This is a genomic window from Nonomuraea sp. NPDC003804, from assembly GCF_040610675.1.
In the GTDB taxonomy this organism is placed as follows: Bacteria; Actinomycetota; Actinomycetes; order Streptosporangiales; family Streptosporangiaceae; genus Nonomuraea.
Genome location: NZ_JBEXMT010000004.1, coordinates 84,916 through 107,326, shown reverse-complemented (window position 1 = coordinate 107,326; position 22,411 = coordinate 84,916). Strand labels below are relative to the sequence as shown.

The 22,411-nt window shown below is 70.6% G+C and carries 22 protein-coding genes; 12 read left to right on the top strand and 10 right to left on the bottom strand.

Annotated features, from left to right (window positions below; translation table 11 throughout):
- Positions 1–176: 176 nt before the first annotated feature.
- Entirely contained in the window at positions 177–1,115 is a 939-nt protein-coding gene (holA, locus tag ABZX22_RS06720) for a DNA polymerase III subunit delta (protein WP_354906605.1), read from the top strand.
- A 480-nt stretch (positions 1,116–1,595) separates the two neighbouring features.
- Here the strand turns inward: holA and ABZX22_RS06715 are convergent, their stop codons facing one another.
- Complete coding sequence (locus tag ABZX22_RS06715) at positions 1,596–2,003, bottom strand: MarR family transcriptional regulator (protein WP_354906604.1); 408 nt, start codon at positions 2,001–2,003, stop codon at positions 1,596–1,598.
- A 121-nt stretch (positions 2,004–2,124) separates the two neighbouring features.
- Here ABZX22_RS06715 and ABZX22_RS06710 point away from each other — a divergent pair, with 121 nt between their 5' ends.
- Positions 2,125–3,297: an MFS transporter gene (locus ABZX22_RS06710; RefSeq protein ID WP_354906603.1), complete on the top strand. Its 1,173-nt coding sequence runs from the start codon at positions 2,125–2,127 to the stop codon at positions 3,295–3,297.
- Here the strand turns inward: ABZX22_RS06710 and ABZX22_RS06705 are convergent.
- The 4 genes from ABZX22_RS06705 to ABZX22_RS06690 all read right to left on the bottom strand — a co-directional run bounded on the left by ABZX22_RS06705 (position 3,254) and on the right by ABZX22_RS06690 (position 6,769).
- Positions 3,254–3,952 carry an ABC transporter ATP-binding protein gene (locus ABZX22_RS06705; protein ID WP_354906602.1) on the bottom strand — a complete coding sequence of 233 codons (699 nt, stop codon included), beginning with the start codon at positions 3,950–3,952 and terminating at the stop codon, positions 3,254–3,256. The two genes, ABZX22_RS06710 and ABZX22_RS06705, sit on opposite strands and share 44 nt — an antisense overlap.
- Complete coding sequence (locus ABZX22_RS06700) at positions 3,942–4,871, bottom strand: ABC transporter ATP-binding protein (RefSeq protein ID WP_354906601.1); 930 nt, start codon at positions 4,869–4,871, stop codon at positions 3,942–3,944. The genes ABZX22_RS06705 and ABZX22_RS06700 overlap by 11 nt, the downstream gene beginning before the upstream one ends.
- Before the next feature lie 424 nt (positions 4,872–5,295).
- Positions 5,296–5,568 (bottom strand): 30S ribosomal protein S20, encoded by a 273-nt coding sequence (gene rpsT / locus ABZX22_RS06695; protein WP_354906600.1) that lies wholly within the window; start codon positions 5,566–5,568, stop codon positions 5,296–5,298.
- 160 nt (positions 5,569–5,728) lie between these two features.
- A complete protein-coding gene (locus ABZX22_RS06690) occupies positions 5,729–6,769 on the bottom strand; it encodes a hypothetical protein (RefSeq protein ID WP_354906599.1) in 1,041 nt (346 codons plus the stop codon).
- A 56-nt stretch (positions 6,770–6,825) separates the two neighbouring features.
- On the opposite strand from ABZX22_RS06690, the gene lepA reads away from it, so the two are divergent.
- Both lepA and ABZX22_RS06680 read left to right on the top strand, forming a co-directional pair.
- On the top strand, positions 6,826–8,655 hold the full coding sequence (lepA, locus tag ABZX22_RS06685; RefSeq protein ID WP_354906598.1) for a translation elongation factor 4: 1,830 nt from the start codon (positions 6,826–6,828) through the stop codon (positions 8,653–8,655).
- A 485-nt stretch (positions 8,656–9,140) separates the two neighbouring features.
- On the top strand, positions 9,141–9,449 hold the full coding sequence (locus tag ABZX22_RS06680; protein ID WP_354906597.1) for a hypothetical protein: 309 nt from the start codon (positions 9,141–9,143) through the stop codon (positions 9,447–9,449).
- A gap of 388 nt (positions 9,450–9,837) precedes the next feature.
- Here the strand turns inward: ABZX22_RS06680 and ABZX22_RS06675 are convergent, their stop codons facing one another.
- Positions 9,838–11,085, bottom strand: a complete 1,248-nt coding sequence (locus ABZX22_RS06675) for a glycoside hydrolase family 18 protein (RefSeq protein ID WP_354906596.1) — start codon at positions 11,083–11,085, stop codon at positions 9,838–9,840.
- A 125-nt stretch (positions 11,086–11,210) separates the two neighbouring features.
- Here ABZX22_RS06675 and hemW point away from each other — a divergent pair, with 125 nt between their 5' ends.
- A complete protein-coding gene (hemW, locus tag ABZX22_RS06670; protein ID WP_354906595.1) occupies positions 11,211–12,431 on the top strand; it encodes a radical SAM family heme chaperone HemW in 1,221 nt (406 codons plus the stop codon).
- A 327-nt stretch (positions 12,432–12,758) separates the two neighbouring features.
- On the opposite strand, the gene ABZX22_RS06665 is transcribed toward hemW, so the two are convergent.
- Both ABZX22_RS06665 and ABZX22_RS06660 read right to left on the bottom strand, forming a co-directional pair.
- Complete coding sequence (locus ABZX22_RS06665) at positions 12,759–13,574, bottom strand: DUF4870 domain-containing protein (RefSeq protein ID WP_354906594.1); 816 nt, start codon at positions 13,572–13,574, stop codon at positions 12,759–12,761.
- Positions 13,571–14,377 carry a DUF3097 domain-containing protein gene (locus tag ABZX22_RS06660; protein WP_354906593.1) on the bottom strand — a complete coding sequence of 269 codons (807 nt, stop codon included), beginning with the start codon at positions 14,375–14,377 and terminating at the stop codon, positions 13,571–13,573. Before ABZX22_RS06660 ends, ABZX22_RS06665 begins: the two co-directional genes overlap by 4 nt.
- A 243-nt stretch (positions 14,378–14,620) precedes the next feature.
- Here ABZX22_RS06660 and hrcA point away from each other — a divergent pair, with 243 nt between their 5' ends.
- From hrcA to ABZX22_RS06645, 3 genes are all read left to right on the top strand, one after another.
- On the top strand, positions 14,621–15,625 hold the full coding sequence (gene hrcA, locus ABZX22_RS06655; protein ID WP_354906592.1) for a heat-inducible transcriptional repressor HrcA: 1,005 nt from the start codon (positions 14,621–14,623) through the stop codon (positions 15,623–15,625).
- Positions 15,626–15,636: 11 nt separating this feature from the next.
- Positions 15,637–16,773, top strand: coding sequence for a molecular chaperone DnaJ (gene dnaJ, locus ABZX22_RS06650; RefSeq protein WP_354906591.1), 1,137 nt, complete (start codon positions 15,637–15,639; stop codon positions 16,771–16,773).
- A gap of 126 nt (positions 16,774–16,899) precedes the next feature.
- Positions 16,900–17,631 (top strand): 16S rRNA (uracil(1498)-N(3))-methyltransferase, encoded by a 732-nt coding sequence (locus tag ABZX22_RS06645; protein WP_354906590.1) that lies wholly within the window; start codon positions 16,900–16,902, stop codon positions 17,629–17,631.
- Positions 17,632–17,633: 2 nt separating this feature from the next.
- On the opposite strand, the gene ABZX22_RS06640 is transcribed toward ABZX22_RS06645, so the two are convergent.
- Both ABZX22_RS06640 and ABZX22_RS06635 read right to left on the bottom strand, forming a co-directional pair.
- Positions 17,634–18,254 (bottom strand): hypothetical protein, encoded by a 621-nt coding sequence (locus tag ABZX22_RS06640; RefSeq protein ID WP_354906589.1) that lies wholly within the window; start codon positions 18,252–18,254, stop codon positions 17,634–17,636.
- Entirely contained in the window at positions 18,251–18,730 is a 480-nt protein-coding gene (locus ABZX22_RS06635) for a SigE family RNA polymerase sigma factor (protein ID WP_183660508.1), read from the bottom strand. Before ABZX22_RS06635 ends, ABZX22_RS06640 begins: the two co-directional genes overlap by 4 nt.
- Positions 18,731–19,030: 300 nt before the next feature.
- Between ABZX22_RS06635 and ABZX22_RS06630 the strand changes: the two genes are divergently transcribed.
- The 4 genes from ABZX22_RS06630 (at position 19,031) to ABZX22_RS06615 (ending at position 22,262) form a co-directional block, all read left to right on the top strand.
- Positions 19,031–19,375, top strand: a complete 345-nt coding sequence (locus ABZX22_RS06630) for a histidine triad nucleotide-binding protein (protein ID WP_354906588.1) — start codon at positions 19,031–19,033, stop codon at positions 19,373–19,375.
- A gap of 90 nt (positions 19,376–19,465) precedes the next feature.
- The gene (locus ABZX22_RS06625) at positions 19,466–20,500 is read left to right on the top strand and encodes a PhoH family protein (protein WP_354906587.1); all 1,035 of its coding nucleotides are present in this window, start codon (positions 19,466–19,468) and stop codon (positions 20,498–20,500) included.
- Complete coding sequence (gene ybeY, locus ABZX22_RS06620; protein WP_354906586.1) at positions 20,497–20,973, top strand: rRNA maturation RNase YbeY; 477 nt, start codon at positions 20,497–20,499, stop codon at positions 20,971–20,973. The genes ABZX22_RS06625 and ybeY overlap by 4 nt, the downstream gene beginning before the upstream one ends.
- Positions 20,970–22,262 carry a hemolysin family protein gene (locus ABZX22_RS06615; RefSeq protein WP_354906585.1) on the top strand — a complete coding sequence of 431 codons (1,293 nt, stop codon included), beginning with the start codon at positions 20,970–20,972 and terminating at the stop codon, positions 22,260–22,262. Before ybeY ends, ABZX22_RS06615 begins: the two co-directional genes overlap by 4 nt.
- Positions 22,263–22,411: the final 149 nt, after the last annotated feature.

Genomic DNA, 22,411 nt, shown 5'->3' with positions numbered 1-22,411 from the left:
CGGGGCGGGCGGTCGGTCGGGTTGGCAGGCCGAGGAGTCGGGCCAAGGGGAGGGTGGCGTTGGTGGGTCGGCGTTACGGGGGCCGGCCCCGTGGGCCCGCAGTAGCGTGATGGACGGGCGGTCACCGGTGACCGCGGTGGCCTATCGGGTGCTTGCCGTACAGGAGAATTGACCGCATGGTGACGTTGGTCGTCGGGGACGAGGAACTGCTGGCCGAGCGGGCGGTCGGCGCCGTGGTCGGCGCCGTGAGGGCGCAGGGTGCGGGCGCGGAGGTGCACGATCTGGTCGGCGGCAAGGTCGAGCCCGGTGAGCTGACGCGCCTGACCTCGCCCTCGCTGTTCGGCGACAGGTCGGTGGTGGTCATCAGGTCCGCGCAGGACCTGTCCAAGGACGTGATCACCGAGGTCGTCGGCTACGCCAAGAACCCGGGCGACGACACCGTCCTGGTGCTGGTGCATCCGGGGGGTGCCAAGGGCAAGGCGCTGGTCGACGGCATCAAGAAGACCAAGGCCGAGGTCGTCACCGTCAGCAAGCTGACCAAGCCCGCCGAGCGGCTCGACTTCATCAAGAGCGAGATCAAGCGGGCGGGCCGGACGATCACTGGGGATGCCGCCCAGGCGCTGCTCGACGCGGTGGGCAACGATCTGCGCGAGCTGGCCGCGGCCTGTAGCCAGCTGGTGTTCGACACCGAGGGCAAGAGCATCGACCTGAACGCCGTCGCCCGCTACCACAAGGGCCGAGCCGAGGTGAGCGGGTTCACGGTGGCGGACTCGGCGGTCGAGGGCCGCCTGGCGGATGCGTTGGAGCAGGTGCGCTGGGCGTTGAGCACGGGGGTCGCGCCGGTGCTGCTGGTCAGCGCGCTGGCCAGGTCGCTGCGGTCGCTGGCCAAGGTGGGCGGGGCGGGGCGCAACGTGCAGGCCGCGCAGCTCGGGATGGCCCCGTGGCAGATCAACAATGCCAAGCGGCAGCTCCGGGGGTGGGGTCCCGAGGGGTTGTCGGCGGCGCTGATGGCGGTCGCCGCGGCCGACGAGCAGGTCAAGGGCGGTGGTGCCGACCCGGCCTACGCGCTCGAGCACGCCATCCAGACGATCGTCGCCGCCAGGAACGGCCGCTGAACGGCGCGCCCCGCCACTGAACGCGCGTCTGTCCGTTGAGCGGCGCGCCCGGCCACTGAACGGCGCGTCTGGCCGTTGAGCGGCGCGCCCGGCCACTGAACGGCGCGTCCGGCCGTTGCAGGTCGGCGGTTGTCCGGGTCCTGCCGGACGGTGGGGCGGGTCCCGCCCAGGCGGGCGGTCTCTCGGGCCTCGCGTCGTCGGCGTCGTGCGCCGAATTCGGGATCACTCGGTCCGGATCCGGGTCACCCGGGCCGGGTTCGTGTCATGCGGGCGGGCCGCTGAGTCCAAGGCTTTCGGCCTGTGTCGCCAAAAGCGGTGGGTCGGGGTCGGGGTTGGTGTCTGGCGGGGCGGTGGGTCGGGGTCGGGGTTGGAGCCCGTCAGGCGGTAGGCCGGGGTCGAATCGAGGTTCGGTGGTCAGGGCGGCTGGCCGGGGTCGATGTTTCGTGCCGTCACGATCACGGACCGGGGGGTGTCCCGGTGTCAGCCTCGGGCTGATTCCACGCTGGTCAGGAGGCGCTTGAGGAGCCCGTCGAGGACCTCCTGTTCGTCCGGGTCCAGGACGGCGACCATCGCCTTCTCCGCTCTCGCTCTGACCTGCATCGCCGCCGACCACAGCTCGTGTCCCTTGTCCGTCAACGCCACGTCGACCCTGCGCCGGTCCTCCTCGCTGCGGATCCGGCGCACCAGCCTGGCCTTCTCCAGTGTGTCGATGCGTCCGGTCATCCCCGCGGGTGACAGCATCAGCTCGCCCGCCAGCTCGGACGGCGTGGCCTGCCGGGAGTCGCGGGAGGCCAGCCGGTGCAGCGTCTCGAACTCGAAGTCCTGCATCCCGACCTCGGCCAGCGCCGCCTCCTTGGCGAGGCGGACGTGCTTCACCAGCAGCTGCATCCGCGTGATGATCGCCTCCGCTCGCTCGTCGTAGGGCGCCTTGCCGCGCCAGCGCGCCAGGTGCTTGTCGACAGAGTCATACGTTGACGAAACATTCGCTGGCGAACTATTCTCCCGTCCCATGCTGACCAGACTAGTGATCGGCCGGGCGTTGTCCGCCCTGGCGACCGCGCTCATCCCGACGACGCTGACCCTCGTCGTGCTCAGGGTCACCGGTGACGCCGCGGACCTGGGCCTCGTGCTGGCGTGCGAGCTGGTGCCGATGCTGGTGCTGCTGCCGTTCGGCGGCGTGCTCGCCGACCGCTTCCCGCCCGAGCGGGTCGCGTTGCTCGCGGACCTGACCAGGTGCGCCGCCCAGGCGGCGATCGGGGTGGAACTGCTGGCCGGTGTCGAGAGGATCGCCGACCTGGCAGTGCTCGCCGCGATCACGGGAGCGGCGGTGGCGTTCGGCACGCCTGCCGTACCCAGGCTGGTGGCCGCGACCGTGGAAGGACCGGCGCGGCTGCGCGCCAACGCGCGGATCAGCCTGGCCACCAGCCTGTCGGCCGTGGGTGCGCCCGCCCTCGCCGGGGCGCTCGTCCTGGGCGCGGGCCCCGGCTGGGCGTCGCTGGTCACCGCCGTGCTCTTCGCGGCCTCCGCCTTCACCCTGGGCGGCGTCCGTACGGCCACGGCCGCCCCCACCGGCAAGCACTCGCTGGCCAGGGGCTGGCAGGAGATCAGGCGCCGCCCGTGGTTCCTGGTCAGCGTCCTGGGCCACGGCGTGTGGCACTTCTGCGCGGGACTGTTCCTCACGCTCGGCCCGCTGATCACCGTCCGCGGTGGCGAGACGATGTGGGTGATCATCGTGCAGTGCGGCACGGTGGGCATGCTCGCGGGCGTGTTCGTCGCGCCCCGCCTGCCGGTCCGCAGCCCGCTCGTCGGCTGCGCGGTGGGCGCCTCGCTCTACGCCGTGCCGCTGGCGGCGCTCGCCGTGCCGCTGAACGGGTGGGCGGTGGCGGTGGCCTACGGCGTGGCGATGTTCGGGCTCGGCGTGCTCGTGCCGCTGTGGGAGACCGTGGTCGCCGACAGGATCCCGGTGGAGGCGCTGGGCAGGGTGCGCTCCTTCGACTCGCTGATCTCGTTCGCCAGCCGTCCGCTCGGCCTGGCCGTCGCCGCCCCGCTGGCCGGATGGGCCGGTACGGCGGTGCCGCTGTGGGTCGCGGCGGTCGCGGTGGCCGCGGCGAGCCTGAGCGTGCTGGCCGTACGGGAGGTCAGGACGCCTGCGCCGCGGCCTCTCGCAGCACCCCGTCGCTGATCTCCAGCACCCTGTCGGCCAGCGAGATCAGGCTCTGGTCGTGGGTGGCCACCAGCGCGGTGACGCCCTCGCTGCGCACCAGCGCCCTGATCAGCTGCATGATCTGCCGCCCGGTCTGCGAGTCGAGCTGACCCGTCGGCTCGTCGGCCACCAGCAGGCGCGGCCGGTTGGCCAGCGACCTGGCGATCGCCACCCGCTGGCGCTGGCCGCCTGACAGCTCGTAGGGGCGCTGGTTGGCGTGCTGCTCAAGTCCGACCAGCGACAGCAGCACGCGCACCCGCTTGTCGCGTTCGTCGACGGGCGTGCGGGCCAGGCGCATCGGCACGCCGACGTTCTCGGCCGCCGACAGCACCGGGATCAGGCCGAACGACTGGAAGACGAAACCCACCACGTCCCTGCGCAGCGCCAGCAGCCGGTCCTCGGGCAGCGAGGTGACCTCCTGCCCGGCCACCACCACGCGTCCGGCGTCGGGCCGGTCCAGCCCGCCGATCTGGTTCAGCAGCGTGGTCTTGCCCGAACCCGACCTGCCGGTGATCGCCACCAGCTCGCCGGGAAAGGCCGCGAAGGACACCTCGCGCAGCGCGACGACCTCCTTGGGCCCCGTCCGGTAGACCTTGCGCAGGCCCTCCACGACCACCAGCGGCTCAGCGCTCATCCGCGGGCTCCTCACGCGACGGCCACACCCCGATGTGGTCGGACTCCAGTTCGAGGCGCACCCTGCGCTCCATGTCGAGGGCGTTCATGAAGTCGCGCGGCAGCTGCAGGCGGCCCGCGCGGTCGAGGACGGCGTACTCCTCGGCGATGATCTGACCCTCGGCGCCCTCGCGGCGCAGCGTCTCGCTGCTGGTACGGCCGTCGCGGATGCCGATCGTCCGGTCGACCTGCTCGGAGACCAGCGCGTCGTGCGTCACGATGACCACGGTGACGCCGAGCTCGCGGTTGGCCCTGCGCAGCGCGTCGAACACCTCCTCGGAGGTCTCGCTGTCGAGTTCGCCGGTCGGCTCGTCGGCCAGGATGAGCTGCGGCGAGTTGGCCAGCGCCACGGCGATCGCGACGCGCTGCTGCTCGCCGCCCGACATCTCCGACGGCTTCCTGCCCGCGCAGGAGCCGACGCCCAGCAGGGCCAGCAGCTCCATCGCCCGGTTCCTGTCCTTGGTGCCCGCGAGCTTCATGGGCAGCTCGACGTTCTCCCGCGCGGTCAGGTAGGGGAGCAGGTTGCGCGCGGTCTGCTGCCAGATGAAGCCGACCACCTCGCGCCGGTAGCGCAGCCGGTCCTTGGCCGTCATCGACAGCAGGTCCATGCCCGCCACCCTTGCCACGCCGGCCGTCGGCACGTCGAGGCCCGACAGCACGTTCAGCAGCGTCGACTTGCCCGAGCCTGACGCGCCGACGATCGCGATCAGCTCGCCCTTCTGGATCAGCAGGTCGAGGCCCTGCAGGGCGACCACCTCGACGCCCTCGGTCTTGTAGATGCGGACCAGGTTGTCGCAGACGATGTGCGCGTCGGCGCCGAAGACGGGGCGCTCCCGCGCGGCCCGCGCCTCGAGGTCGGAGATGGTGGGCGTGCTGGTCACCGGTCACCCTCTGGGGCGGAGCCGAGGGCTGCCTGGGCGGTGATCGTAATCATGGGGAGATCTCCCGGACGGCCGTGAGAGCGGCGAGGACGGTGCTCTGTTGAACCCTTGGGGATGGTCATGGGTCACGGCAAGTGGATCTTCTCAATGGTGACACAGCCGAAACGCCGGGGTGATGTCCGAACTGTGACACATTCTCCATGCGGTCCGGATATTTCCTGGCATGGGGGACGCCGCAGGCGCACAGGCGTGGGGCCGGTCGCGAGCGCACCCGCGTGCGGCAGGCCGCAGGCGCGCGGGGTCTACGGCAGCTGCGGTCACCGGCGTGCGGCAGGTCGGGGTATGCGGGCCCGCGGCAGGTCGCGGACACACGGAAACGCCGCACCCCGTCATCCGGAGTGCGGCGTCGCTGGAGCGTCTGCGACTACTTGGCAGCCTGCAGCGCGGCGGTGCGCTGAGCGATCGCCGACTTGCGGTTGGCGGCCTGGTTCTTGTGGATGACGCCCTTGCTGGCGGCCTTGTCGAGCTGGCGGGCGGCGGCGCGCTGCAGCACCACGGCCTCGTCGACGTTGCCCTGCTCGGCGGCCTCGCGGAACTTGCGGATCGCCGTCTTCAGGGAAGACTTGACAGCCTTGTTGCGCAGACGAGCCTTCTCGTTCTGCTTGTTGCGCTTGATCTGGGACTTGATGTTCGCCACGAAGAAGCCTCGGTGAAGGTCAGGAATCGGATGGGGCGCGCGGGCTCGATGAGAGGGCGCGCCACACGCAGTTGAACAGGTTACCAATAATTCAGGTCGCCGCTCAAATCGACGACCTGCGCCTCACCAGCATACGGGCTGACTCCCCAGACCTCACTCCTCACGGCCTCCCGGCGCGCCCACCTCGCCGTTCTCTCCCGGGCGAGGGCGCCGGCCGGGTCCAGTGGTCGGCGTATTCCTTCCAGTCCTGCTCCGTCGCCGCGAAGTCAACGTACAGCGCCAGCCCGAAGCCCTCCCGCCTGCCGTACGACGACAACGCCAACCGGGCCGCCTCACCCGCGAGTGCCACGCTCTCCGCCGCGTCGCCGTACGGCACGCCGTGGTCGTGGTAGGCGGGCGCGCCGACGAGTATCGACGTGGCGGCGGGGGTGAGGTCGAGCGCGAGACCCGCCTGCCGGACGACGTACCCGCCGTACAGCCACTGCAGCGGAAGGCCGGAGTCGTAGGTCATGATCGCCACCTGGTCCGTACGGCCGGCGACCTCCTGGTAGTAGCCCTGCGACCAGTACTTGTCGTGGCCGAGGATCGCCCGGGTCGCCGGCCGCATGAGCGGATAGGGCTCGATCTGCGGCGTCGAGACCGACAGCAGCCTGGTCAGCGGCCTGGTGCGGTCCAGCAGGTCGAGGAAGTCGGTGTCGCCGTCGCCGATCGGCTCGAAGTTGTAGTGGATGCCGTCGAACCCGAGGTCCATGATGTGCTTCGCCCCCGCCAGGACGCGGGCACGGGCGGCGGGGTCGTCGAGGTCGAGGCCGTTCTTGACGGCCTGCCCGAGCCAGGCCGAGACCCGCACATCAGGCAGATGTTTCCGCCACCACTTCAGAAAATTTCCGGCATTGGGGTGCTTGGCGGGGTTGAGGCTGCCATCCCATTCGAAGGGGCCGGAATGAACGTAGACGTCCCTGATGCCGGTGCCGCGCAGCCGTACCGCCATCGCCTCCACGTCGCGCTCCGTGCGGCGGCCGTCGACCCACGCGTGCCCGAGCCACAGCGCATCGTTGCCCGTGCTCTTCGCCCAGGCCTCCGGCGCCCCGGTAAACTGGAGCCGAAGTGCCGTCGCCAGGAGGGCGGCGAGCGCGACCAAGACGGCCAGGGCCAGCGCCAGTACGCGCAGACCGTGGCGGATGACGGTTCGGGCAACCACCCGGGCATGTCACCATGAAAGACGCTTGACCTCAACCCTTGTCGAAACGGACTTCGGTGCGCAATCAGCCTGGCCAGACCGACCCCGCGTTGATCCGCAACTTCTGCATCATCGCGCACATCGACCATGGCAAGTCGACGCTTGCCGACCGGATGCTGCAGATCACCGGCGTGGTCGACGATCGCTCGATGCGCGCGCAGTACCTCGACAGGATGGACATCGAGCGCGAACGCGGCATCACGATCAAGTCGCAGGCCGTGCGGCTGCCGTGGAACGGCCATGTCCTCAACATGATCGACACGCCGGGCCACGTCGACTTCACCTACGAGGTCTCGCGGTCGCTGCAGGCGTGCGAGGGCGCGATCCTCCTGGTCGACGCCGCACAGGGCATCGAGGCGCAGACGCTGGCCAACCTCTACCTGGCCATGAACAACGATCTGCACATCATCCCGGTGCTCAACAAGATCGACCTGCCCGCCGCGCAGCCGGAGAAGTTCGCCGAGGAGCTCGCGGGGCTCATCGGCTGCGACCCCTCCGACGTGCTGAGGGTCTCGGGCAAGACAGGCATCGGGGTGAAGGAGCTGCTCGACCACGTCGTGGAGACCGTTCCGGCCCCCGTGGGCGACGCCGACGCGGCGGCCCGCGCGCTGATCTTCGACTCGGTCTACGACACCTACAGGGGCGTCGTCACCTACGTCCGGGTCGTCGACGGCCACCTGGGCAAGCGCGAGCGCATCACCATGATGTCCACGCAGGCCACCCACGAGACGCTCGAGATCGGGGTGATCTCGCCCGAGCCGAAGGTGGCCGAGAAGGGGCTGGGCGTCGGCGAGGTCGGCTACCTCATCACCGGCGTGAAGGACGTGCGCCAGTCGCGCGTCGGCGACACCGTCACCTCGGCCGCGCGTGGTGCCACCGAGATGCTGGCGGGCTACGACCACCCCAGGCCGATGGTGTTCTCCGGGCTCTACCCCATCGACGGCGACGAGTATCCCGAGCTGCGCGAGGCGCTCGACAAGCTGCAGCTCAACGACGCCTCCCTGGTCTACGAGCCGGAGACCTCCGCCGCGCTCGGCTTCGGCTTCCGCGTCGGCTTCCTCGGCCTGCTGCACATGGAGATCATCCGCGAGCGGCTGGAGCGGGAGTTCGGCCTGTCGCTGATCTCCACCGCGCCGAACGTGGTCTACCGGGTCGTCATGGAGGACGGCAAGGAGATCACGGTCACCAACCCGTCGGAGTTCCCGACCGGCGGCAAGATCGCTCAGGTCTTCGAGCCGGTCACCAAGTCGACGATCCTGGCGCCCGCCGAGTTCATCGGCGCGATCATGGAGATCTGCCAGGGCAGGCGCGGCCAGCTCCAGGGCATGGACTACCTGTCGGAAGACCGCGTCGAGATCCGCTACACGCTTCCGCTCGGCGAGATCATCTTCGACTTCTTCGACCAGCTCAAGTCGCGTACCCGCGGCTACGCCTCGCTCGACTACGAGCCCGCCGGCGAGCAGGAGGCCGACCTGGTCAAGGTCGACATCCTGCTGCAGGGCGAGCCGGTCGACGCCTTCAGCGCGATCGTCCACAAGGACAAGGCGTACGGCTACGGCGTCGACATGGCCAAGAAGCTGCGCGAGCTGATCCCGCGGCAGCAGTTCGAGGTGCCGATCCAGGCGGCCATCGGCGCGCGCGTGATCGCCCGCGAGAACATCAGGGCGATCAGGAAGGACGTCCTCGCCAAGTGCTACGGCGGTGACATCTCGCGTAAGCGCAAGCTGCTGGAGAAGCAGAAGGAAGGCAAGAAGCGCATGAAGATGGTGGGCAGGGTCGAGGTGCCGCAGGAGGCCTTCGTCGCCGCGCTGTCCACCGAGTCGAGCGCGGACAAGGCCAAGAAGTAGCTGCCTGAAGTCGTCACCGAGGTAGTCGCCGCACCAGGGCCCGGAGCTCCCCGCTGGAGCACCGGGCCCTGTCGTGTTTCCCGAAGCAGAGGTCCGCAGTGTTCCGGAAGCAGAGGTCCGCAGTGTTCCGGAAACAGGGGTCCACGGTGCTTCCGGAAACAGGGGTCCGCGGTGTTTCCGGGAACAGGGGCACGCGGGGTGCGGGGTCGGTGGCACCGGTGGGTTCCGTGTGGGTTCCGTGTTGGTTCCGTGTTGGTCCCGCGTGGGGGGGTGGCCTGGTTCGTTGTCCGAGGAGTCGGTCCGGCCACCCGTCGGCTCGGTGGCGCGGGGCTGATCCCGTTGCCGACCCGAGCTCGTCGCGGGGCGGGATTGGCTGCCGGGGTGGGGCCGGCCGCCGGAGCGGGTGGATCGTGGCGGCCGGTTTTTGTCGGTGCGGTGCCGTAGCTTCTTCTCGGATCGAACACATGTCCGACTGTGGAGGTGGCATGGACGGCGACATCGTCGAGTCCGAGCGGTTCGTCAAGGCCGCCGTGCTGGGTGTGGCGGTGGCCGAGGAGACCCGGCGGCTGTTGCGGCTGCATTTCACGCCGAGCGAGGTGGGATCCGACGGAAGGGTGCACGTCGAGGTGCCGTATCCCGACTCGGCGGTGGTGGAGGCGGTGCTCGACGTGGCGGCCGAGTGTTTCGGGGAGAAGGGGTCCTCGGTCGAGGAGATGCGGCAGGCCGCGCTGGACAGCCTGTTACAGCTGGCCGGGTTCGACGAGGAGTCGCCGTTGCACCGGCGGGCCTGCTGACCTCGCCTCCCCGGTTCCTACCCGGCAACGCGGTACGACCGTGTGCGGGGGCACTCCTCCTTGGCGCGAGAACGCGGGAAGGGGAGAAGGAAGCCGGGCCGGGAAGCGAGGGCTTCCGCCGTACGGGAGTGGGGCCGTCGGGGGGAAGCGCAAGAGTCGCGAGGTCGGGCCGGGAAGCGAGGGCTTCCGCCGTACGGGAGCGGGGCCGTCGGGGGAAGCGCAAGAGTCGCGAGGTCGGGGTGGGAGGGGTGCGCTCGGGGAAGAGGCATGGGCCCGGTCGGTGAAAGGGCTGGTCCTGGGGAACGGGGGAGCGGGGCGTGGGGACGGTGCGAACGCCTGCGCCGTCCCCACGAGACAACCCCCCGAAGCGCCTACCGTGGCGGCGCCGTCAACGGAGCACCTGGTACAGCGCCGAGGTGAGCGAGGCCTTGGCGTCGTCCTGGTCGATGGACCACATCATCGACCCGCCCAACCCCTTGAGTCGGATGTAGGCGGCCTTCTGCGTCATCACCGCGGGATCGTCGTACGACCAGAACTCGTTGCCGTCGTACAGCCACACGGTGCCGGTGCGCAGGTCCCGGTACCGCTTGCCGGGCTTGCTCGCGAGGTCCTTGTAGTCCTCGCTGCCCGCCGCCCACTTGCCGGGCGCGGGTCCCGAGGCGGGCTGGTACAGGCCGTCGCCGCCCGCGGTGACGCCGGTCCAGCCCTGCCCGTAGGCGGGCACGCCGACGACGATCTTCCGGGCGGGCGCACCGCGCGACAGGTAGTCGCGCACGGTCTGGTCGACGCTGTACCGCACGGGGTTCGGGTCGCGCCGGTCGGTGAGGAGGTTGCCGTTGTGCCCGGTCCGCGACTCCCACGAGCCGCGCAGGTCGTATCCCTGGACGGTGGCGAAGTCGAGCAGCCTGAACACCTTGCGCACCTCGAACCCGGCGTCGATCTTCGCCGCCGATGCCGGCAGGAACGCGGTGAGCTCGGCGGAGCGGGAGTGCGCGGCCATCCGCGACCTGAGTTCGGCCAGGAACAGCGTGAAGTTGCGCTTGTCCTCGGGCCTGATCACGTTGCCCGGAGCGCCTTCGGAGCCCGGCCACTCCCAGTCGAGGTCGAGGCCGTCGAACACACCGGCGCCCGCGCCCGGTTCGAGGCCCGGCAGGTCGCCCTTCAGCCACATGTCGACGCAGGAGGTGGCCAGCTTGGCGCGCGACTCGGGGGTGAGGACGGCGTCGGAGAAGTAGCGGGAGCCCGTCCACCCGCCGAGGGAGAGGAGCACGCGCAGCTTCGGGTGCTTGGCCTTGAGCTTGCGCAGCTGGTTGAGGTTGCCGTTGAGCGCCTGGCCGGGCGCGTCGGCGACGCCGTCCACGCTCTGCTCGGCGGGGACGGGGCGCTGCCAGTCGGCCCAGGGGTCGGCCGAGACGCAGGTGCCGTCCGCGCCGACGAAGCCGAAGGCGTAGTTGATGTGGGTCAGCTTGGCGGCGGCGCCGCTGGTGTCCATGTCCTTGACGTGGAAGTTCCTGCCGTAGACGCCCCACTGGATGAAGTAGGCGACCCGCTTGAACCCGCCGCGGGCCTCGGCGGGCAGCGCCACCGCCGTGAGGCCCAGGACTAAGGAGGAAAGGACGACGAGGACTCTCTTCACAGGCGTCTCCAGTCGGCTAACTTATAGGAAACTTTCCTTTAAGTTGACCCGGATCGTAGGCCGGTGCGATCGGCCCGTCAATGGGGTGGGCCAGGGTGGTGCGCGGGGCACGGCAGACTGGAAGCGTGCCATCCACCCTTCCCGACGGCGACCCCGCGCCCGCGTCAGGCGAACTGCCCGCGAGCGCGCTGAACGGCCTGGGCGAGCGCCCCTTCGGCTTCTACGTCCACGTCCCCTTCTGCGTGACGCGCTGCGGCTACTGCGACTTCAACACCTACACCGCCGCCGAACTGGGCCCGGGTGCCTCCCACCGCGACTACGCCGACACCGCCATCGAGGAGGTACGGCTGGCCCGCCGCGTCCTCGGCGACGCCGACCTGCCCGTCGAGACCGTCTTCTTCGGCGGCGGCACGCCCACCCTGCTCCCCGCGGCGGACCTGGCCAGGATCCTGCGCGCGATCGACGAGGAGTTCGGCCTGGCCGCAGGCGCCGAGGTGACGACCGAGGCCAACCCCGAGTCCGTCGACCCCGCCTACCTGGAACGGCTGCGCGAGGGCGGCTTCAACCGGGTCAGCTTCGGCATGCAGAGCGCCAGGGATCACGTGCTGAAGGTCCTCGACCGGCACCACACCCCCGGACGGGCGGCGCAGGCCGTTCAGGAGGCGAAGCGGGCCGGGTTCGACCACGTGAACTTGGACCTGATCTACAGCACCCCCGGAGAGAGCGACGACGACTGGCGGGCCTCGCTGCGGGCGGCGATCGAGGCCGAGCCCGACCACGTGTCGGCCTACTCGCTCATCGTCGAGGAGGGCACCAGGCTGGCGGCCAGGATCAGGCGCGGCGAGCTGCCGATGCCCGACGACGACGTGGCCGCCGACCGCTACGTCATCGCCGACGAGATGCTGTCGGAGGCGGGCTTCGCCTGGTACGAGGTGTCGAACTGGGCCACCTCCGACGCGGGCCGGTGCCGGCACAACCTGCTCTACTGGACCGGCGGCGACTGGTGGGCGGTCGGGCCCGGCGCGCACAGCCACGTGGGCGGCACCCGCTGGTGGAACGTCAAGCACCCGGCCGCCTACGCCCAGCGCCTGGCCGCGGGCACCTCACCGGCGCACGCGCGGGAGGTGCTCGGCGCCGACGACCGCGAGGTGGAGCGGCTGATGCTGGAGTTGCGGCTGGCCTCCGGCTATCCGCTGGCCGACGTGGCCGCGAACACCCGTACGGCCGTGGCCAGGGCGATGGGTGACGGGCTGCTGGAGACCGAGCCCTTCAAGGCGGGGCGCATGGTGCTCACCCTGCGGGGCCGGCTGCTGGCCGACGCCCTGATCCGCGACCTGACCATGTGATCCGCGCGGCGAGCCCGCGTCACACGCCATCCCCCGCGTCGCATGCCCTCCGTGCCGGCGGGGAGGGCCGGGTCTGCGCCGCGTGCCTTGCGTGCCGGCGGGGGAGGGCCGGGTCTGCGCGGTCCAGGTCGGTCGGTCAGGTGCGGGTCGTCGAGGCCGGTCTGGTGCGGGCGGTGCCGGGTGGTCGATGCCGGTCGGATGCCGCGCGCCGGTTCGGGCCGGTTGCGACCGGCCCGTGGAGCAGGCTCGGAAGCCCGTGTGAGGACGAGAAGGCCCCACTGGACACCGATGCCTGCCCACCCGGTCGCCGAGGGGCCCGGCGCGGCGTCAGCTGACGAAGTTGATGTTGATGGGATAGCGGTACTTGTCGCCCCGGTTCGCCGCCATGGCCGCCATGATCGCGAAGATCAGCGAGGCGATCCACAGCACGAACATCAGCAGGAAGCCGATCAGCAGGAACGCCAGCACGATGGAGACGATGTACCCGATGAACACGGTGATCTGGAAGTTGAGCGCCTGCGCCGACTGGTCGCGGACGTAGGGGGACTCGTCACGCTTGACCAAGTAGAGGATCAGCGGACCGACGAAGCCGGTGAGGATGCCGAGCAGGTGGGCGAGCATCGCCATGCTGGTGTCGTCGCTGCCGGGCCGCGGGCCGAACTGGCCGGGCACATGCGGCGGGCGCGGGTAGCCGGGAGGGCCGTATCCGGGCGAGCCGTAGCCGGGCGGCTGGCCGTAGCCCTGGGGCGCGCCGTAGGGCTGACCGTAACCCTGGGACGGGCCGTGGCCGGGCGAAGGGCCGTAACCCTGGGGCGGGCCGTAATTCTGGGCGGAGCCGTAACCCTGGGAGGGGTCGTAACCGCCTGAGGGGGTGCCGTGACCCTGGGGTGCGCTGTGACCGCCGGGCGGCGGGCCGTACCCACCGGAAGGCTGGCCGTAAGCGCCGGGCGGCTGGGCGTGCCCGCCGGAGGGCCGGCCATACCCGCCGGAGGGCTGGCCGTAGCCGCCCGCCTGGTCGTGACCCTGGGGAAGGCCGTGACCCTCCGAGGGCGGGCCGCCGGGCTGCGGGCCGGAGCCCGGCAGGTCGGAACGTTCGACGCGTCTGGTGGCGTCGCCGTCCGGCTGCGGGTGGTTCTCGCTCATGATGTCTCCGTCACGAAGTCGATCAGCTCTTCGACCCGGCCGAGCAGGGACGGCTCGAGGTCGGCATAGGTGGACACGGCGCCGAGGATCCTGCGCCACGCGTCGGCCGGTTCGAGTCCCCAGCCCAGCGCGGCGATCACGCCCTCCTTCCACGGTAGTCCGCGCGGCACCTCCGGCCACGCGGGGATGCGCAGCACGGACGGCTTGACCGCCTGCCAGATGTCGACGAAGGGGTGCCCGACGACCAGCACGTGCGGGGAGGTGACCTGGGCGGCGATGCGGCTCTCCTTCGAGCCGGGAACCAGGTGGTCGACCAGCACGCCGAGCCTGCGCCCCGGTTCCGGCGCGAACTCGGCCACGATGGCGGGCAGGTCGTCCACGCCCTCGAGGTACTCCACGACCACGCCCTCGACCCGCAGGTCGTGGCCCCAGATCTTCTCCACGAGCGCGGCGTCGTGCACGCCCTCGACGTAGATGCGGCTCTCCCGCGCGACCCTGGCCCGCAGCCCCTCGACGGCGATCGAGCCGGAGGCGCTGCGCCGGGGACCGGCGGGGGCGGCGGCGGGCCGTACCAGGGTCACGGGCCTGCCTTCCAGCAGGAACGCGGCGGGCGCCAGCGGGAACAGCCGCCGCTTGCCGAAGCGGTCCTCGAGCGTGACCGCCTCCTTGTCGCAGGCCACCACCGCGCCGCAGAACCCGCTGTCGGCGTCCTCCACGACCAGGTCGCGTTCGGCCGGCACGACCGGGATCTTCCCCTTGCCGGGGCGCCGCCAGTTCCCCGCAAGGACGTCACGCTCGTACATGGGGGGACCGTAGCAAATCGTCGTGTGGCAGCGGCGCGCGACGAGAAGGACGCCAGGGCCCCTCTTCGGGGTACCGCCAGGGGGGCGGTGGAACGTCGGTCATGGACAGTATTGTCGGCGTACGGCTTGCGGCCGGCTTGACTCCGCGTGTCATCGCACCTTGTGGGCGAGAGCCGTACACTTGGCACTCGGGAACACAGAGTGCTAGACCTGTCGTTCCTCAACAGGCAGGGAGGTGAGCACGTGCTCGATGATCGGAAGCTTGCGGTGCTCCGCGCCATTGTCGAGGACTACGTGTCCACCAACGAACCGGTGGGCTCGAAGGCGCTGGCCGAGCGCCACAACCTGAACGTCTCCCCGGCCACGGTCAGGAACGACATGGCGGCGCTGGAGGAGCAGGGCTACATCGCCCAGCCCCACACCAGCGCCGGACGGGTGCCGACGGACAAGGGCTACCGGCTCTTCGTGGACAGGCTGTCGCAGATCAAGCCGCTCTCGGCCGCCGAGCGCAGGGCGATCGAGACGTTCCTCGCCGGTGCGGTCGACCTCGACGACGTGGTCACCCGCACGGTTCGGTTGCTGGCGCAGCTGACCAGGCAGGTGGCGGTGGTGCAGTACCCGACGCTGTCGCAGTCGACGGTCCGTCATCTGGAGCTGGTCCCGCTGAGCGACAGGCGGGTGATGTTCGTGCTGATCACGAACACCGGCCGGGTCGAGCAGCGCGTCATCGAGCTACCCGAGCCGATCGAGGAGTCGAGGGTCGCGCACCTGCGCGCGGTGCTCAACGCGTGCCTCGACGGCTGCGGGCTCAACAAGGTGCCCGAGCAGGTAGCCGACCTGCCCGAGCGGCTGCCGGTCGAGGACCGGCCGGCGGCGGCGACGATCCTGTCGGTGCTGCTGGAGACCCTGGTCGACCGCCACGACGAGAAGATCGTCTTCGCCGGGGCGGCCAACCTGGCGGGCGCCGACTTCACCACGGGCCTGCGCGACGTGCTCGAGGCGCTGGAGGAGCAGGTCGTGCTCATGCGCCTGCTCGGCGAGACTTCCGACATGCCGACCACGCTCACCGTCAGGATCGGCTCGGAGAACCCCTACACAGGACTGCGTGGCACCTCCCTCGTCGCCACCGGGTACGGTTCCGGGGCCCGCCTCGGCGTGCTCGGTCCCACCCGGATGGACTACCCCGTGACGATGGGCGCTGTACGCGCGGTGGCCCGCTACGTCAGCCAGATCCTGGCTGCATCATAAGAGGTCGATAAGTGGCAAACGACTACTACGGCACCCTCGGGGTGCGCCGTGACGCCAGTCAGGACGAGATCAAGAAGGCGTATCGTCGGCTGGCGCGCGAGCTGCACCCCGATGTGAACCCCGATCCGGCGACGCAGGAGCGCTTCAAGGAGATCACGCAGGCCTACGAGGTCCTGTCCGATCCCAACAAGCGCCAGATGTACGACCTGGGCGCCGACCCCTTCGCGAGCGCGGGCGCGGGTGCCGGAGCCGGCGGATTCGGCGCAGGCTTCCCCTTCAGCGACATCATGGACGCCTTCTTCGGCACGGCGGGCGGCGCCCGAGGCCCCCGCTCGCGCGCCAGGAGAGGGCGCAACGCGACCATCAGGGTCGAGCTCGACCTGCGCGAGTCGGCGTTCGGCACCACCAGGGAGCTCAACGTCGACACGGCCGTGCTGTGCGAGGTGTGCTCCGGTTCGGGCGCCGCTCCCGGCACGCACCCCGACACCTGTGACATGTGTCAGGGGCGCGGTGAGATCTCCCAGGTCACCAGGTCGTTCCTGGGCCAGGTCATGACCTCGCGGCCGTGCCCCCAGTGCGGCGGCTTCGGCTCGATCATCCGCCACCCCTGCCAGGAGTGCTCGGGCGACGGCCGGGTCCGCACCCGCCGTACGATCAAGGTGCGCATCCCCGCGGGCGTCGAGGACGGCACCCACATCCAGCTGGCCGGCGAGGGCGAGGTCGGCCCCGGCGGCGGCCCTCCCGGAGACCTGTTCCTGGAGATCGTCGAGAAGCCGCACGAGATCTTCGAGCGGCGCGGCGACGACCTCCACTGCACCGTGCAGATCCCGATGACAGCGGCGGCCCTCGGCACGTCGCTGACGGTGGAGACGCTCGACGGCGCCGAGGAGATCGACGTCCGGCCGGGCACCCAGTCGGGCCAGGTCATCACCATGTACGGCAGGGGCGTCCAGCGCCTGAACGAGACGGGCCGCGGCGACCTGCTGATCCACGTCAACGTGGAGACGCCCACCCGCCTCGACCAGGCGCAGGAGGACCTGCTGCGCGAGCTGTCCAAGCTGCGCGGTGAGGAGCGTCCGCCGGGCAAGTTCGCCCCCGGCCAGCAGGGGTTCTTCTCCCGGCTGAGAGACGCCTTCAACGGCCGTTAGTCCACCGTCCGGTACGGCAGGCCGGCTCGGCCCTACCGCGGTCACGCGGCCGGGGCCCGTCCATCACGCTGCTCCAGCGGGACTCCGGCCGGCCGCCGTTACGTCGCCCGCCCAGGGGAGGCTCCTGTGACCGTGCCCGTGTTCCTCGCCGACGCGGCTGATCTCGGCCGTGCGCAGTTCGTTCTCGGCGGCCCCGAAGGGCGGCACGCGGCGGCCGTGCGGCGTATCCGGGCGGGCGAGCGGATCGACCTGACCGACGGGGCGGGCGCGGTCGCCGAGTGTGTGGCCGTCGAAGTGCTCAAGGACGGCCTGCGGGTGGAGGTCCTGCGCCGTTTCGAGGTTCCCGCGCCGTCGCCGCGGCTGGTCGTGGTGCAGGGGCTGCCGAAGGGCGACAGGGGCGAGCTGGCCGTGGAGATGATGACCGAGGCGGGCGTCGACGTGATTGTCCCCTGGTCGGCGGCGCGCAGCGTCACGCAGTGGAAGGGCGAGCGGGCGGCCAGGTCGCTGGCGAAGTGGCAGGCGACGGCCAGGGAGGCGGGCAAGCAGGCCCGCAGGTTCCACGCCGCCCAGGTGACGCCGCAGCACTCGACGGCCCAGGTGGCCGAGCTGCTGGCCGGGGCCGCGCTGGCGCTGGTGCTGCACGAGGAGGCGGAGGAGGGGCTGGCGAGCGTCGAGCTGCCGGTGGCGGGCGACATCGTGCTCGTGGTGGGGCCCGAGGGCGGGATCTCAGAGGACGAGCTCGACAGGTTCACGGCGGCGAAGGCCGTGCCGGTGCTGCTCGGGCCGACGGTGCTGCGCACCTCCACGGCGGGGGTCGCGGCGGCCGCCGTCGTGCAGGCGCGTACGGGGCGCTGGTGACGCTAGGGGCTGGACAGCGGGGTGGCGATCTCGCTCGGTGAGGGCGCGGGGTCCTCGGGCGAGCACTGCTCGGCGCTGCAGTCGGGGTTGTCGGGGTTCTGGGTCGTCTCGGACGGCGTGGCCGACGGGGTCGGCGTCGGGGTGGCGTCGAGACACTCCTCCGCACGCGGCTGCGCGCTTTCCTTGGCGCACGGCGTCGGGGTGGGGGTCGGCGTCGGGGTCTTCTTGACCGGGGCGTGCGTCGCGGAGGTCTCGGTGGCCGGTGAGTGGGTCACGGGAGGCGGCGGGACGGCGGGCTGGGTGCGCCGCGTCGGCGGCAGCTTGGCCGGCGGGCGGGTGGTCGAGGAGTTGTCGGGGGGCAGCTCGGTGCCGTTGTCGACGGGGACCGCGGGGACGATCACCATGTTGCGGAGGTCGGGGACGACCATCACGATCGTCCCCGCCACGAGAACCGCGCCCGCCGCCGCGGCGCCCGCCCGCCACCAGAACAGTCCCCGCAGCCCGCGCCTTTCGATGCGGGCGCGGATGATCTCCAAGCCCTCGGGAGACGGCACGACCGCGTCCGCCTCCGCGCGCAGCACCCGGCGCAGGATCTCGCCGTGCTCGTCGGGTGGCAGGGTCATGACATCTTCTCCAGAACGGAACGCAGGGCCGCCATGCCGCGAGCCGTGTGGCTCTTGACGGCGCCCTTGCTGATGCCCATGGCATGGGCGATCTCGGCCTCGGACAGGTCACCGTAATAACGAAGAACGAGCGCCTCTCTCTGTCGCGCGGGCAGGGCCCGCAGTGCCTCGATGACGGCCGAGCGTTCAAGCTCGCCGATCGCGCCGTTCTCGGCGCTCGGGGCGTCGGGCAGGCCTTTGGGAGCGTACTTTTCGACGACCGCGCGGTGACGCAGCACGGAACGGGACCGGTTGACGACAGACTGACGTAGGTAGGCGAGTGCTTTGTCGGGGTCGCGAAGTCTGCGCCAGGCGCCATGGATGGCGACGAACGCGTCCTGCACGACTTCCTCCGCGGTTGCTATGTCGCGTACCAGCAACACAGCGAGACGCACCAATGACCGAAAGTGGGCGCTGTAGAGCGCAGTCACGGCCATGTCGGCATCCCACCCGACCGGCACCGCCCCTAACGACCTGTCGGCCAGAAGGGTTTCGGTGGTCACATCAGTGGGACGCTCAGCCTTCCCGGGCGGTTTACGCTCTTGCGGTTCCTTAGGGGGCATGACCCAGTCGTGTCCTCGCCAGGTGGCCTCGCCCGACCCTGAATCGTCTTAGTTTTCGGTGGATTGTCGCACACACACCCTAACCGCGGGGATCTTTGTGCGCACGGTATGACGGATTACCGATTGGCAACAGCGGGTCCCCTCCTTTCTCTCGAGTGACGATAGGGTTCCACCGTGACCGACTGTCTCTTCTGCAAGATCGTGGTGAAGGAGATTCCTGCCGAGATCGTTTACGAGACCGACAGGACGCTGGCCTTTCGCGACATCAATCCGCAGGCGCCCATGCATGTGCTGGTGATCCCCAAGGCTCACCACGCCGACGCCGCCGCGCTGGCCCAGGCCGACGACGGCCTGGCCGACGACGTGCTCAAGAGCGCGCACGCCGTGGCGACGCAGGAGGGTGTGGCCGAGGGTGGCTATCGCGTGGTCTTCAACACCGGACCGGGCGCGGGCCAGACCGTTTTCCACGTGCACGCGCATGTTCTGGGTGGGCGCGCGCTGTCCTGGCCGCCCGGCTGATATTGACGCGAGCCGGGTGGGGGTGCCCGGCTACCATGAAGTGAGAACACCCTACCGAGACCGGGAGGCATCAGGCCGACAGGCCTGCCCATGTCTGAGCTAAACGAATCCCGTAGAACAGCACCACCCTCGCGCACTCAGGCAAAGGTGCTGATTCCGGACGAATATCCGATGGTCACCCTCCTTGGCTCCCGCGACGAGTTGCTGCGCGTCATCGAGGGCGCGTTCCGCGCCGACATCCACGTGCGCGGCAACGAGATCACCGTCACCGGCAGCCCCGACGAGAGCGGCGCCGTCGTGCGCCTGTTCGAGGAGCTGGTCGAGGTGCTGCGCAGCGGCGGCGAGCTGACCGCCGACGCCGTCGAGCGCAGCATCGCCATGCTGAAGATGACCTCCGAGCGCCCCGCCGAGGTGCTGTCCCTCGACATCCTCTCCTCGCGCGGGCGCACCATCCGGCCCAAGACCGTCAACCAGAAGCGCTACGTCGACGCGATCGACAAGCACACGGTCGTGTTCGGCATCGGCCCCGCCGGCACCGGCAAGACCTATCTCGCCATGGCGAAGGCCGTACGCGCGCTCCAGGAGAAGAAGGTCAACCGGATCATCCTGACCAGGCCCGCGGTCGAGGCGGGGGAGCGGCTCGGCTTCCTGCCCGGCACGCTCTACGAGAAGATCGACCCCTACCTGCGCCCGCTCTACGACGCGCTGCACGACATGGTCGACCCCGAGTCCATCCCCAAGCTGATGGCCGCGGGCACGATCGAGGTCGCGCCGCTGGCGTACATGCGCGGTCGCACGCTCAACGACGCCTTCATCATCCTCGACGAGGCGCAGAACTCCTCGGCCGAGCAGATGAAGATGTTCCTCACGCGACTGGGCTTCAACTCCAAGATCGTCGTGACCGGTGACGTCACCCAGGTCGACCTGCCCACCGGCACGGTCAGCGGTCTACGCGTGGTGCAGGAGATCCTCGACGGCATCCCCGACATCCACTTCGCGCGGCTGAGCAGCTCCGACGTGGTGCGCCACAAGCTGGTCAGCGACATCGTCGACGCCTACGGGCGCTACGACGCGCTCCAGGAGCCGAAGCAGATCCACCAGCAGCGACGAGGGAAGCGACCGTGAGCATCGAGGTCAACAACGAGTCCGGCGTCGAGGTCGACGAGCAGGGTTTCGCCGCCCTCGCCGGGCACGTGCTGCAGGAGATGGGCGTCAACCCCCTCGCCGAGCTGTCGATCCTCGTGGTCGACGAGGGGGTCATGGCCGAGCTGCACGAGAAGTGGATGGGCGAGCCCGGCCCCACCGACGTGCTGTCCTTCCCGATGGACGAGCTGCGCCCCGGCGGCGGGGCGCGGGGCGACGCCGACAACGGCCCCGATCCCGCGCTCCTCGGCGACGTGGTGCTGTGCCCGCACGTGGCGGCCAAGCAGGCCACCACCGCCGGCCACAGCACGGCCGACGAGCTCGACCTGCTGCTCACGCACGGCATCCTTCACCTGCTCGGCTACGACCACGCCGAACCGGAGGAGCACAAGGAGATGTTCGGCCTGCAGGCCCAGCTCCTGGAGTCGTGGCGGGAGGTGCGCACCCAGCGGTGAACGCGTGGCTGCTGTCGGCCGTCGGTCTCGTGGTGATCGGAGGCCTGATCGCCAGTGCCGAGACGGCCTTGTCCCGCATTTCCCGGGTGCGCGCCGAGGAGTTCGTGCGTGAGGGGCGGAGAGGAGCCGAGCGGCTGCAGGCCATCGTCGCCGACCCGCCCCGCTACCTCAACCTCCTGCTGCTGCTCCGGCTGAGCTGCGAGCTGGTCGCCACGGTGATCGCCACGTTGCTGTTCATCGACCTGCTCGGCGACCAGGGGTGGGCCTATGCCGCCGCGGCCGCCGTCATGATCGTGGTCAGCTACGTCATCGTCGGCGTCTCCCCGCGCACCCTCGGCCGCCAGCACGCCGAACCGATCGCGCTGGCCGCCGCCCCCCTCGTCTACGGCCTGACCAGGATCTTCGGGCCGCTGCCCAAGCTGCTGATCCTGCTGGGCAACGCGCTGACCCCCGGCAAGGGCTTCCGCGACGGGCCGTTCACCTCGGAGGCCGAGCTGCGCGACCTGGTCGACCTGGCCGAGGAGCGCAGGGTGATCGAGCCGGACGAGCGCGAGATGATCCACTCGGTGTTCGAGCTCGGCGACACCCTGGTGCGCGAGGTCATGGTGCCCCGTACCGACATGGTCTTCATCGAGCGCGGCAAGACGCTCAACCAGGCGCTCTCGCTCGCGCTGCGCAGCGGCTTCTCCCGGGTGCCGGTGGTCGGCGAGAACGAGGACGACGTCATCGGCATCGCCTACCTCAAGGACATCGCGCGGCGGGTGCAGGAGTCGTCCGGCGACGCGGGCGCGAAGGTCGAGTCGATCATGCGTCCGGCCACGTACGTGCCCGAGAGCAAGCCGATCGACCAGCTCCTGCGCGAGATGCAGGCGCGCCAGATCCACCTGGCCATCGTCATCGACGAGTACGGCGGCACCGCCGGGCTCGTCACCATCGAGGACATCCTCGAGGAGATCGTCGGCGAGATCACCGACGAGTACGACCAGGAGGCGCCCCGCGTCGAGGCGCAGCCCGACGGGGGCATGCGGGTGACCGCGCGGATGCCGGTCGACGAGCTGGCCGAGCTGTTCCACGCCGAGATCGACGTCGACGACGTCGAGACGGTGGGCGGGCTGCTGGCGCACGCGCTGGGACGGGTGCCGATCGCGGGGTCGCAGGCGGTGGTGGCCGGGCTGCGGCTGACCGCCGAGAGCCTGGCGGGGCGGCGCAACCGGATCAGCACGGTGGTCGTCCGGCGGGTGGCGCCGCCCGAGGACGAGGCCGTCGTCGCGGCCGCCGAACACGACTGACCCACCGCGCGGACCCGGCGCATGAAACACTGCGCGGACCCGGCGCATCACCGACACTGCGCGGACCCGGCGCATCACCGACACTGCGCGGACCCGGCGCATCACCGACACTGCGCGGACCCGGCGCATCACCGACACTGCGCGGACCC

Excerpts from the sequence above, each read along its gene's own strand:
- ABZX22_RS06640 (WP_354906589.1), bottom strand. The coding sequence starts at position 18,254 with ATGACCCTGCCACCCGACGAGCACGGCGAGATCCTGCGCCGGGTGCTG.
- ABZX22_RS06710 (WP_354906603.1), top strand. The coding sequence starts at position 2,125 with ATGCTGACCAGACTAGTGATCGGCCGGGCGTTGTCCGCCCTGGCGACC.
- ABZX22_RS06635 (WP_183660508.1), bottom strand. The coding sequence starts at position 18,730 with ATGGCCGTGACTGCGCTCTACAGCGCCCACTTTCGGTCATTGGTGCGT.
- ABZX22_RS06660 (WP_354906593.1), bottom strand. The coding sequence starts at position 14,377 with ATGTACGAGCGTGACGTCCTTGCGGGGAACTGGCGGCGCCCCGGCAAG.
- ABZX22_RS06665 (WP_354906594.1), bottom strand. The coding sequence starts at position 13,574 with ATGAGCGAGAACCACCCGCAGCCGGACGGCGACGCCACCAGACGCGTC.
- ABZX22_RS06625 (WP_354906587.1), top strand. The coding sequence starts at position 19,466 with ATGTCTGAGCTAAACGAATCCCGTAGAACAGCACCACCCTCGCGCACT.
- ABZX22_RS06680 (WP_354906597.1), top strand. The coding sequence starts at position 9,141 with ATGGACGGCGACATCGTCGAGTCCGAGCGGTTCGTCAAGGCCGCCGTG.
- ABZX22_RS06715 (WP_354906604.1), bottom strand. The coding sequence starts at position 2,003 with ATGCAGCTGCTGGTGAAGCACGTCCGCCTCGCCAAGGAGGCGGCGCTG.
- ABZX22_RS06705 (WP_354906602.1), bottom strand. The coding sequence starts at position 3,952 with ATGAGCGCTGAGCCGCTGGTGGTCGTGGAGGGCCTGCGCAAGGTCTAC.
- holA (WP_354906605.1), top strand. The coding sequence starts at position 177 with ATGGTGACGTTGGTCGTCGGGGACGAGGAACTGCTGGCCGAGCGGGCG.